The 11,852-nt window shown below is 37.5% G+C and carries 13 protein-coding genes; 10 read left to right on the forward strand and 3 right to left on the reverse strand.

Going from position 1 to position 11,852, the window contains the following annotated elements:
• Positions 1 to 662: 662 nt before the first annotated feature.
• Positions 663 to 1,514: a hypothetical protein gene (locus G602_RS0108280; RefSeq protein WP_026658585.1), complete on the forward strand. Its 852-nt coding sequence runs from the start codon at positions 663 to 665 to the stop codon at positions 1,512 to 1,514.
• Positions 1,515 to 1,580: 66 nt separating this feature from the next.
• On the opposite strand, the gene G602_RS0108285 is transcribed toward G602_RS0108280, so the two are convergent.
• On the reverse strand, positions 1,581 to 2,177 hold the full coding sequence (locus G602_RS0108285; RefSeq protein ID WP_026658586.1) for a TetR/AcrR family transcriptional regulator: 597 nt from the start codon (positions 2,175 to 2,177) through the stop codon (positions 1,581 to 1,583).
• Between the two features lie 280 nt (positions 2,178 to 2,457).
• Here G602_RS0108285 and G602_RS0108290 point away from each other — a divergent pair, with 280 nt between their 5' ends.
• From G602_RS0108290 to G602_RS0108310, 4 genes are all read left to right on the forward strand, one after another.
• The gene (locus G602_RS0108290) at positions 2,458 to 4,401 is read left to right on the forward strand and encodes an NAD(P)/FAD-dependent oxidoreductase (protein ID WP_026658587.1); all 1,944 of its coding nucleotides are present in this window, start codon (positions 2,458 to 2,460) and stop codon (positions 4,399 to 4,401) included.
• A 395-nt stretch (positions 4,402 to 4,796) separates the two neighbouring features.
• The gene (locus tag G602_RS0108295) at positions 4,797 to 5,060 is read left to right on the forward strand and encodes a hypothetical protein (protein WP_026658589.1); all 264 of its coding nucleotides are present in this window, start codon (positions 4,797 to 4,799) and stop codon (positions 5,058 to 5,060) included.
• A gap of 426 nt (positions 5,061 to 5,486) precedes the next feature.
• The gene (locus tag G602_RS0108305) at positions 5,487 to 5,870 is read left to right on the forward strand and encodes a hypothetical protein (protein WP_026658590.1); all 384 of its coding nucleotides are present in this window, start codon (positions 5,487 to 5,489) and stop codon (positions 5,868 to 5,870) included.
• Entirely contained in the window at positions 5,867 to 6,322 is a 456-nt protein-coding gene (locus tag G602_RS0108310; RefSeq protein ID WP_026658591.1) for a hypothetical protein, read from the forward strand. Before G602_RS0108305 ends, G602_RS0108310 begins: the two co-directional genes overlap by 4 nt.
• Positions 6,323 to 6,482: 160 nt before the next feature.
• On the opposite strand, the gene G602_RS0108315 is transcribed toward G602_RS0108310, so the two are convergent.
• Positions 6,483 to 7,589, reverse strand: coding sequence for a hypothetical protein (locus G602_RS0108315; RefSeq protein ID WP_026658592.1), 1,107 nt, complete (start codon positions 7,587 to 7,589; stop codon positions 6,483 to 6,485).
• 4 nt (positions 7,590 to 7,593) lie between these two features.
• Complete coding sequence (locus G602_RS0108320; RefSeq protein ID WP_026658593.1) at positions 7,594 to 8,415, reverse strand: SPFH domain-containing protein; 822 nt, start codon at positions 8,413 to 8,415, stop codon at positions 7,594 to 7,596.
• A gap of 192 nt (positions 8,416 to 8,607) precedes the next feature.
• Between G602_RS0108320 and G602_RS0108325 the strand changes: the two genes are divergently transcribed.
• The 5 genes from G602_RS0108325 (at position 8,608) to G602_RS0108345 (ending at position 11,833) form a co-directional block, all read left to right on the forward strand.
• Positions 8,608 to 8,802 (forward strand): hypothetical protein, encoded by a 195-nt coding sequence (locus G602_RS0108325; RefSeq protein WP_026658594.1) that lies wholly within the window; start codon positions 8,608 to 8,610, stop codon positions 8,800 to 8,802.
• 61 nt (positions 8,803 to 8,863) lie between these two features.
• Complete coding sequence (locus G602_RS0108330; RefSeq protein WP_026658595.1) at positions 8,864 to 9,559, forward strand: hypothetical protein; 696 nt, start codon at positions 8,864 to 8,866, stop codon at positions 9,557 to 9,559.
• A 54-nt stretch (positions 9,560 to 9,613) separates the two neighbouring features.
• Entirely contained in the window at positions 9,614 to 9,820 is a 207-nt protein-coding gene (locus tag G602_RS0108335; protein ID WP_026658597.1) for a hypothetical protein, read from the forward strand.
• Positions 9,821 to 9,870: 50 nt separating this feature from the next.
• Positions 9,871 to 11,028, forward strand: coding sequence for a transglutaminase domain-containing protein (locus tag G602_RS28790; RefSeq protein WP_049945135.1), 1,158 nt, complete (start codon positions 9,871 to 9,873; stop codon positions 11,026 to 11,028).
• A 64-nt stretch (positions 11,029 to 11,092) separates the two neighbouring features.
• The gene (locus G602_RS0108345; RefSeq protein ID WP_026658598.1) at positions 11,093 to 11,833 is read left to right on the forward strand and encodes a hypothetical protein; all 741 of its coding nucleotides are present in this window, start codon (positions 11,093 to 11,095) and stop codon (positions 11,831 to 11,833) included.
• The last annotated feature ends 19 nt before the right edge of the window (positions 11,834 to 11,852 follow it).

Below are 11,852 nucleotides of genomic sequence, written 5' to 3' on the forward strand. Positions count from 1 at the left end.
AAGCTAGAAAGCGGCAGGCACCGCTCAACAAAGATGTGGTACTGCCGCCTCTATCACATCCTCATGTTACAACATTTGGATGCATGGGATCTGCCTTACGAATCCGCCCTGAGAAAGTTGGTTTGTAATGTAGCATGATCTCGTAAATATCATACAGCATTCTCAGGCATAGCAACAGTGTTATGTCTATTATTCATGCCCTGTTTTGCATCTTTTTTTCATCTTGGGTAATATTCACTTGTCAAAGTTCAATTGCCAGAATTTAGCTGGCATGATCACTCAAGATTCCGAGAGATCATATAATGATATGTTTTATCGGGAAGAGGAGGATATTATATTCATGCTCAAAATATCAGAATGGTGATGTTAGATGACGGAATATTGATGTTTTATTTGTGCAATTATACCAAATATGTTAAAGCCGTTATACTTTAATCAGAATAGTAGGACAGAAAACTATTCATCAAATAAAGAAATATCGGTTTCTTGCAAAATGAATGATATAAAAAAATCCCATAAAATATCACATGCTACGATTTGGTTCATACAGAAAATGTGCTATTGTATTTACATATATATTCTATTTTGCTTAGGATTATCTATTTCATATTTTGACTGCTGTTCTATCGTGTATGGCACAGCAAAAATATCAGGAGGCGTAAATGCTACATATCATAGTTCTCAGCAAGGGTTATTTCCCTGAAAAATTAAACACAAAGGATACTGCAAAGGACAGGGTCATTGTCATAGCATCAGCAAATGATTCCATACCGGTGTCTGCATATCAGAATGCGATGTTAAGGAATATGGAGGTAAAACTCCTTCCTGAGATAAAGGATACTTCTGCAGAAGGAAAGAATATTCTGCGCATTGCCCAGGCTATGCTCATAGGTCAGCTCACAGCAGCCGAGAAGGAATATGAACTTTATACAGATGATGATGTTCTAAAGAAAGGACTCGCTCCTTCTTCAGGAGCAAAAGCTTCTTCTAAAAAGCAGCCACGCAAAAAAGTGAGCATAGAAGTTGAAGTAAAAGAGAAGAAGTCTGAGCTTGCCAAAGAGAAGGTTCCAAAGAAGAAGGAAGAAAAGAATGAAACACCTTCTGAGAAACAGACTGTAAAAGCTTCAGATAAGAAAACAAAGTCTGAGACAGACGGGAAAGAAACAAAAACAGCGCCAGTAAAGAAAAGACCCATGATCACAAACAAGATGGCAGACTTTGCGCCAAAGCAGGAAAGCACACCTGAAAAGAAGGAGAAAAAAACAGCTAAGGCTCCGGCAAAAAAGAAGGAAGCCGTAAAGATTCCAACTCTTGCACAGATAAAAAAGGTGCTGGGAGCTGCAAACAGCGGTTATGCTAAGACCTTACTTGAAGTGTGTAAGAATTCCAATCAGATAACATTCGAGATGAATATAAGAATGGAACTTGCCAAAGCAGGACTTGGTTCAGGCACATGCCAGGAGATTGCAAAAACTCTAAATGATGAGTTTGGTAAACAGCTTCCACCGGCATAAGACAAAACACAAAAACCGCAAATCATCGATCATTTGATGGTTTGCGGTTTTAGTTTGCGCTAAAGATCAGTTATTAATGTACTTTTTATAAAGATCCTGGAGATCCTCCCTGACATCCAGCATGGCATTGAGCCCCAGGAAAAATTCTTCAAAGTCCTTGCTGCTGCCTTTATTGATGCACCATTTTACTTCATGACCAGTAAATAAATGTGCCAGGGCATTATAGAGAATCGCAGGAGAATTAGTGTTTCTGATTTCACCTTTTTCCTGGGCTTTTCTTATGATCAGTTCGCACATTTTGGTAAGAGAATCCCTCATGTCAAAACTATGCCTGTTGTCTTTAAGATTTGAAATTATCATCTGTGAAAACAGGTCGCTTCCAAATGACATGGTATCAGCTATAAGCTTTGAAAAAATATAAAGAAGCTGTTCAAGTGATGAATCAGTTGCTATGAACTGATATGGATCTGTTACAAGCTCTTTTATTGTCGTGTCATAGAGATCCAGAATAAGGTCATCTTTTGAACCTGCATATTTATAAAATGTCGGCTTGGTGATATCGCATGCATCACAGATATCATTTATGGTCACGTTCTGATATCCCCTTTTTCTGATAAGCTCAATGGTCGTATTTCTTATGGTTTCTTTGGATAGCTGTTTCATAATCGTGCAATTTACCTCGGTAAAAATTTATTTACTTTGATATGTTACCATATGAATTTTAAGTGGTCGATAGTAAATAAATCTTAATTAACCCCCAACAAGTCAAAAGTAAAAATATATAAAAGTTATCTGCGCAAATTAGTAAAGCTGACAGTATTGCAGTTTTAGAGCCCTTTTCGTTGACATGTATTTTTGTAAATGAGAACATTGACTTATGTTAATATTCAATTTACCCAAGTAAAATAGAGAAGGTTTTGGGTATGGAAAGGTAGGGGAAAATATGGATTACAAGGAACTATTTACACCATTTAGAATCGGCACAATGGAAGTAAAGAACCGCATCGGAATGAGCCCGATGGGCACAAACTCGGCATTTACCAACGGACGTAAGGATGCCCAGGAAATCGACTACTTCATTGAAAGAGCAAAAGGTGGCACAGGTATTATTTTCATGGGTTGCCAGATGCTTAATGAAGTGCTTGCACAGGGTTCAATGGAAGGTTATCTCGACAGCTTTACTGTACTTCCGTCACTTACAGCAGTATGTGATGGTGTACACCGCTATGGAGCAAAGATAGTATGTCAGATAAGCCCCGGTACAGGAAGAAATGCATTCCCTGATACTTTGGGAAATCCTCCGATTTCATCATCAGAGACGCCCTCTGTTTTCAATCCTGATATCAAGTGTCATGCGCTTACAAAGGACGAGATCAAGGAAATGATGGAAGGTTTTAAGTTTGCAGCAGGTCTCGCAAGGGATGCAGGCTATGATGCCATTGAGATCCATGCACATGCAGGATATCTCATTGACCAGTTCATGTCCCCTGTATGGAACAAGCGAACAGACGAGTATGGTGGAAGCCCTGAGAACTGCGCCCGGTTCCCTGTTGAAATTGTGCAGGCAATGAAGAGCGTTGTAGGCGACAGCATGCCCATCATCTTCAGAATATCTCTTGACCACAGATTTGAAGGCGGAAGAACACTTGAAGACAGCATGAAGCTCCTTAAAGTGCTCGAAGAAGGCGGCGTTGATGCATTCGATATTGATGCAGGCTGTTACGAGACCCTTGATTACATCTTCCCTCCGTCATATCTTGGAGAAGCATGCATGGCATATGTATGTGAGGAAGCAAGAAAGACAGTTAAGGTTCCGATTTTCAATGCAGGAACACACAATCCTGATACAGCACTTGAACTCATCAGGTCAGGGAATGCTGATTTCGTAAACTTTGGACGTGCTCTTATCGCAGATCCTGAGATCTGCAACAAGCTGATAGAAGGCCGCGTAGAGGATATCCGTCCCTGCCTTAGATGTAATGAGTTCTGTATCGGACGTATCTGGAATAACCATACAAAGCTTTCCTGTGCGGTTAACGTTCAGGCAATGGAAGAAGTACGTTTTGCACTTACAAAGACTGAGAATCCCAAGAAGGTTGTCATCATCGGCGGTGGTCCTGCAGGAATGGAAGCTGCAAGAGTGGCTGCGATCATGGGACATAAGGTATCGCTTTATGAAAAGGCTGACAAGCTTGGCGGCGTGATGGGAGATATATGTACAGCTAAGTTCAAGACAAACATTAAGAAGTATACAAAGTACCTCACAGTACAGCTTGAGAAGCTCGGTGTTGAAGTACATCTTAATACAGAAGTTAAGGGAGATGAGGCATTCCTTGCTGAGTGTGACAACATCATTATTGGTTCCGGTGCAACACCGTTCCTTCCTCCTATTGATGGAATAAATGGAAGCAACGTTGTTTCAATCCTTGATGCTCACAGAGACCAGTCAAAGATCAAGGGCGACAACATCGTTATCTGCGGTGGCGGACTTTCAGGCCTTGACGGAGCACTTGAGATGGCATCTGAGCTTGGCAAGAAGGTGACAATTGTAGAGATGCTTCCTGAATGTGGTAAGGACGTAATGTTCATCAATAAGATAACCCTTTTCCAGAAGCTTGCTGAAAACGGTGTCGAGATGAAGACGGATTCCAAAGTTGTTTCAATCGGTTCTGATTCAGTTACCATTGAAAAAACCGATGGATCAAAGGAAGACATCAAGGCAGATACTGTAGTCGCAGCATTTGGTATGAGACCTGTCAGGGATGTGGCTGAAAAGATAAGAGATAAGTATCCTACAAAGACAAGAATCGTAGGTGACAGCATGAGACTTGGCAAAATTGGTGATGCTGTAAGAGAAGGTTTCTATGCTGGTTCAAGCCTTGGCTAATTGCTAATTGTAACTTTGCACTTTAAATGTTTAAAGAAGCCAGATGGTACTGAAAAACTCGGTACTACCTGGCTTCGATTTTATATATAGCCAATTAATGAAGGAAGGCTGGCACCTTGTCACGGGAGTTGCCAGCCTATGTGTTTGAAGAAAAGTTTTTATTCTTATGAGGGGGGCCTCAGAAGGTTATCTTCTGATGGTCTTATGATACAAGCAAAATCGTATGATAAAGTGAACGGAGTGTGTAAATACTGTGAACTTGTATGTTTATTACTTTTGTCTTATCACGTAATAGCTGTAATTTTATTTTGTTTACAATAAAAGCATGGTATATCAGTACACCTTTTATTTTAGAATATAGGTGTAACAATAAACCAGATTTGAAAGGAGATACTATGGATTTACAGGATATGACAGATTTAGTTACTGCTTATGATGGATTAAACGAGATTATTGACGGAGTAGAGATCATCTGCGGCGAAAGGTACGGGGATGGAGCCCTGGATAAAGTCTCAAGTCTAATAGGGATAATCATTAGGTATTCGTCCCTTTTGGACATGGAAAATGATCCTGACCATGTAAATATCTACAAAATACTGGATGATACCAGCTTGGAGCCAGAAGAAAGGGCAAAAAGGTTATTAGGAACGGGAATTTGAATTTAAGAGCATCACTTAGGTGGTGCTTTTTCAATTGTTGTGTGCTGCCAGTGGAATACAAAGGCTGGAACGGTTTCTTTAGTTCAAGAGCAGAATTGTTGAAACGTATTTGGCAAGACCTAGAAGACGATGAAAATCAAGATCAAGGTTGGAAGTGGTACCAAGGCTCAAGAGACAAAAGAGAAGACAATCAACATCTTTAACAAAAGCACAGATGTTATAAAAGATTAGTCGTGTGATACTTAATCACTGGTGTATTTGATATTAATGAGTAATAATTATATTTGATAATTGCTCTGAAAGGAGCATGGGATATAAACATAATTTATGTTGGGGTATATATGAAAAAACAGGACATTTATTCTGAAACTAGCGGCTGTGCCATTATTGGTGCTTTCTTTAAGCGGGTGTGGCATAGGAAGCAGCGTGGAAGGTTCCGAGGCATCCACAGAATCCAGCGAAACATCGGACACTGTTAATGATACTTCGGAAGAAGCAACTACAGCGGAAACTGAAGAATCTATAGTGGAAAATGAAGAACCTACAGAAGAGGATTCTGTCGCTTCTGAAGAGGAGACGGTTGAATCAGAAATGGAAGGTCCTTATAAGGAGGATGAAAAAAAACCAGCCATAATAGGAACATATAAACCCAGCGAGGTTTATGACTTTTGCAAGGTTCAAAGCATAACAGAGGTTCTGTTTAACTGTACTGTAAATCAAAATGAAGAATATGCGCACAATGGTGGAGTGAATCTTGGAGAAGCTTTTCCTGAAAATACAAGGATATTGACCTGGATGGAGATGGATTGAAAGATCATATTTCCAGGGTTATAGGCCATACCGGGGATGGATGCATATATAGTTTTTCTTTTTGTAATGGAATCAGCTTTGTTTCTGCTCCATATACAATGTATCCAAACACTGGGGAACTGTTCTCATTTAGGGATTTTGATAACGATAACGTTGACGAGATACTGATAGTACACATCACTGATTCGACTGGAGGCCCAATAGCATCGAATTGTGAACTTTATACCTGGTCTGGAAGCGGATGGGAGCAGCAATGGGCTGTAGATGAGGATGGTGCCGCTGGTTTAGTGGGAGTCGATGAGTTACTGTCTGGTGAAGTAGACTATTACATGGTAAGGGATGTTGAATTAAGGGAAGATGGCATATTTTTTTTGATAGATTATGGTCAGAAAGACGGGGCGGACATGACGCTTGATCTTGAAGCGATACAAAATAGGCTTTTTCGGACATGATATGTATATGGAAGAACGATTAGATAAAGAAAACAGACAGACTCTGGCAGATAAAATCTGGCCATATGGGATATAAAAAGTAAAAAATGAGAGAATGCTGACAACTGATGAGAGTTGCCAGCATTCTCTTTTACGGAAGAAGGATTTTAAAATAACCATGTTACTTATATAAAACCATGTCTGCTGCGCACATCTGTCTTCCCCAGCCTCGTTCACGATCAATGACTATTCTAAGATCATTTACGTATTCGAGCGGAACTGAAATATTCACTGGATCTCGATCATCGGGATTTGTAACATAGGTGTATATCTCTGTTCCATCCGCAAAAATATGTATACCGGTATCACAATCCATGTTTTTGTAATCATTATCGTAAATTAGGGTAAATTCAAGTTTCGAATAGGCACCATCTAGTCTGTAAAAATTGTCTATGTCATAATTACCCCATTCATCGCAGACAGTATGCGGATAATTGTTTCCAAATACATCCGTAACTGAGCAGAATTCAAGATTAAAACCTTTATAAGGGTTCAACGCTAACAATGACTGTGGTTTTAATCCGATATACTCTTTAATCTTGTCAGACAATTCCATATCTTCCTTGCCGAGAACAGAATATCCTTCATCTTCAAGCAAATGCACAGCATCCTCCCACGTTCCGTTAGTATATTCTTCTTCGGCTCTTGAAAATAATTCTTCCCTATAGGGATTGGCATAGTTTTCATAGATTATTGAAAACGCGTCTTTTATTTCGCGATTTTTATCCATTTCTTTTCTTAAATATGTAATAGCGCCTTTTAAATCCCCAGCTGTATTATATTCATCCAGCTTCTCTTGTATTAAAGTTATTGCATCCTGTACGGTAGGAACAGTGCTTGAAGATTTAGACACAGGGCTAGAGATAGGTATATCTTTGTCATTAGTGATTTCTGATACAGATTCTTCAGGCGTAATACTTTGTGTAATAGGGTAATCTGATTTTGTATTGAAAGTTTTTTTTATTCCCGTTATCAGGTGGGAAAAGAGTATTATGAAGATCACTACAATAAAACCCGCGGCCAATAATACCATGGATATTTTTTTTGCGTGATTCTGCTCAAAATCATTTTTTGTACGTGTAACATATTCCTGCAGGTCAAACCCCATTGCGTCCATAGAACCGGAATTATCCTCAGGCAGTAATGTTCCTCCACAGAAAGGACAATTATTCTGGTTATCCGGGTTATATACTATTCTTTTACATGCTTTGCATTTGTAGTTCATCATAAAATCATCTCCTTTCGATTTGTTCCGTTACTTCTTTAAAAATCCTTATATCTTCAGTTGTGGTCAGTATTTGACTAAATTGTTCTAAAAATGTTTTCTTTTCTGAAGGAGTCAGTCCATGGAACATTCCGACTATATCTGGAGAAAAATTATCCATGGGAGGACGTGACCAGTCACTTACCTTTTGTATGTGCTTTATACTGAAATTACTAAAACGGAGGCCAAGTCTGTTCTCTGTCACTTCAATTATTTCCCTTAACAAATTTGTCAGTTTGGGGAGATAGTCTTCGATGTAATAAATGTCAAAATGGTTGCCTTTAATTATCTGAGCAATATTGGCCCGTATGGTTTCAGCTATGAAAAGTGTTGAAGCTTCGTTCAGCATCCATCTCGTCATATATTTCTGACCTCTGAAGAAGCTGATAGATTTTGATGTATCTTCAATTTCAATTCTGACTGTACCCGAGAGTCCAAAATGATATGGTACGGAAGAAGGATGACAGATATGGTTATAGACAATATCATCAACACCCCATTCAGCGTCATCAACGTACGTCGTTTCGACAAAATAGGATTCACAATCGAAAGTTCCTTCATTCTTGAGTACACTTATTGCATCCAGTAAAAATGCATCAATATCCATACCATGCAGAATGGGTTCTGTTCCATATGTATGCAGACAAGCAGTTCCGCCCTCATAGGTGATTGCTTCCTGATTAGCTCCAACCCGTATTTCTGTGTGGGATGGAACTCGGTCGATTGGATGACGGAACATTATAAGATCTGGATGCCTGTCCTGATGTTGAATAATAGGAAATATTCCCATAAGGTACCTCCTCGTAACAATTCACACTAATTCATTTCTGTTTCTTTACTATTAACTACGGTTATAGAGACAAAATATCTAAAAATATATAGAAAAAGTTTTGATATTTTTTTTGGATAAACTGATCTTCCATACGTTACATATATAGTAGGTAACTGATAGTTATTTTGATTGTTTAAGGAGAGATTGGAAATGATCAAGAATAGGGCAATAAATACATCCAAAAATGTAATCGCACTTTGGATAATCGCATTTTTAATCATTGGGCTGGTGCATATTCAGAAACACAGATTATCCACACGGGAGTTTAAGAGATATATTTTATATAAGAATCATAGACAAGCCAAAGCAAGATATTTAGATGGAGGAAGAGTTATTGTTGATTGAAATCGTATGTTTTAGTGATATATCATGATAATAAGTATATTAAATGAGAGGGAGACTAGGAGTGAATAACAGGATATCTTTAATTAAGAAAACACTTTTTTTCAAAACAATATTTGTTTTGATTTTGGGATGTATTCTATTCATTTCAGCATGTACAAACAGAGCATCAAATGGTGGATACTCTCATGAAACAAATACAAAAAGCATGGCAATTAAAAAATATAAGGAATTTTTGTCAGATACAACTAACTTTTCCCCCAATGATTCTTACATTTCTTCAATAAGAATTGCATATGGCCTAATAGATGAAGATGACATTCCTGAATTATTTGTTTGTTATGGAACTGCAACTGTGGATCGCGTACATATTTACAGATACGATGCTGATAACAATGAAGTAGATTATCTTGGAGCCTATTCTCAATATGGTTCAATAATATATTCTGAACAATTGAATAGAATACAGGCTCAATATGGAAACAATGGCTGGTTTGAACAGTTCATATACAAGATTGATGAGAATAAAACCGAAATTGTGGGGCGGTTATTATCAAATAATGTCGTTTACTACGCTGATTATGCTGATCTTACTGCAGATAGTGTAGATGAAGTGTTGGAGGGAACTCCAGATGTTCAATACACTGTCTCGGAAGCTGATTACCAGAAAGAGTTAGAGGATTATATGTGTGGATCAGACACATTACGAATTTCATATGATATGATGACGCCCTTGGAAACGGACATTTCTACAAATTAAGAATGAACTGCATAGTAGTTAATAATAAAAAATGATTAGGAGGATTATTCAATCATGGAAGGGAATAAGAAAAAGGTCAGAGAAACGGATCAGGATTCAAGTGCTAATAACAGTAGCGAGCAGTTTGATGATCTGGATATCGTAGTGAAAGAAATTGATAAAGTTCTTCATTCAGATGATGAAGAGCTGAAAATTAAGGAAATATCACCAATGAAGGAATTCCTGGAAAATATGGTCTTAAATGGGGATGATAAAGGCTGAATCAAAGTATTCGGCTGGATAGAATATTTATAGTTATAAGGGGGACTTTTATGGGTAAGAAGTTAGTTAATGTAATTTCTCTTTTAATAATTTGTATTTCTTTTTTATTTGAAGGATCTGTCAACGTATATGCCAAGGAAGATTTCGAAGTATATGAGCGAAATAACTATACATATGCCGTGTATTATGGAAATGGGAAGATAGTAAGGATTCCTGAAAATGTTACTGCCCTTAGGAGTATGCAATTTTGTATGGATGAGAATATTGAAGAAGTAATAGTTCCGGCTACTGTTCGTAGAATAGATGATCACGCTTTCTGGAGATGCAATAATCTTAAATATATATGCTTTGAAGGTGCCTGCGATTCGATGGGAGATAACATTATTTCTCAATGTAATAGCATTCAGAATATATCAGCTCCTTTAGGAAGTTTACAGTATAAATATGCTCAGATTAACAATATTCCGGTCATTGAGAAAAATGAAATAGGATTCAAAAAGAAAACTATTTATGCGATCAAAGGTGATAAAGTAAAACAAAACCTGTTTAACAATATTAAAAATATCTTATGGAGCAGTAGTAATACGTCTGTTGCCAGCGTCAGTGATACCGGTGAAGTAAAAGCAAAGAAGGCAGGAAAAGCAATAATTACTGCATATGTTGATGGGAATTCGTATAAATACAAAGTCATCATATATTCCAAAACAGAAGAGAATAGGATTAAACAAATAAAAAAGAATGAAATCACAAAAGGCATGTCAAAAGAGCAAAAAATCAGAGCTGCCCATGACTGGTTATTGGAAAACTGTCGCTATGATCGTGAGAATTACGATAGAGGTACTATTCCACTAGTTTCATATTCAGCATCAGGAGCACTAATTAAAAAGATCGCTGTTTGCCAGGGTTATGCCTGCGGCTTTAAAAAGATTATGGACGGATTAGGAATTCCTTGCGTAGTTGTAGTTGGCAAAGCTGGGAGAGAAGGTCATGCGTGGAATATGGTTAAGTTGGGCGGTAAATGGTATCACATTGACTGCACTTGGGATGATTCTGCACAGACAGATCTTAATGGAAGACCAAAGAAATATTACACATGGTATCTTAAATCCACATCATATGTAGTGAGCAGGGGGCGTAGCTTTTCATATGGTAGTTATCCTAAATGTAACAGTACCAAGTATGATAACTATATGTTTTTAAATAAATGAGGATGTTTTATAATTTTATTGAGTTGTTTTGTTGGTTACAAAAAATATGCGAGGAGATAGAGTAATGTTTGATATTATCTTAGCTTACCTTATATGGGGGATTTGGGCAGTGGTGGCTTTTAATGATATTTCCCCCATACTTGTTATTGTATTATTTATTGCTGCAATATTTGCTACGATAAATGCCTTGTCTCATGAGGCAATTAATGACGAATCATTAGCAAATAATAAGACACCTACTATATTGGCCAGTGTTATTTTATGCTTAGATGTTATAGCTTTAATTTATTCATGTTTGATTTTATCAAATAATGAAAGTGATGAAAATGCAATCATGATAGGAGTTGTTAGTATTTGCCTATTGTTTCCGTTTTTGATCATGGCTATAAAAATCACTAAGATAAATAAGGAAGCAATAGCACGTTTGATTGAAAGAAAAGAATTAGATGAAAGAATAAGAAAATCTAAAGAAAGACAAGCTCAAATAAAGAGAGAATTTGAAGAAAACTATTTGAAGACTCACACAAAGGCTCAATTAGATGAATATTATAGGCAACAACAGTATAATGAAGAACAAAAAATTCTAAAACAAAGAGAGGCTGATGAAAGGAGAAAGCAGGCTGAAGCATCTGCATGGCTGAATGCACCAGCGATAAATGATTTGTTTGTTGCTAGACTTGATGCTGATCCATATGACTGTTATTGTGTACAAGACATTGATACATGTAGGTACTGTATTCATAAATTTAAGCGAATAGAAGGTCACAAATGTCATAGAATTAATAATGTAGTAGATAGTACGTAAGAATGCTTATTGCAAACTT

The sequence above is a fragment of the Butyrivibrio sp. AC2005 genome (assembly GCF_000424145.1).
Classification (GTDB): domain Bacteria; phylum Bacillota; class Clostridia; order Lachnospirales; family Lachnospiraceae; genus Butyrivibrio.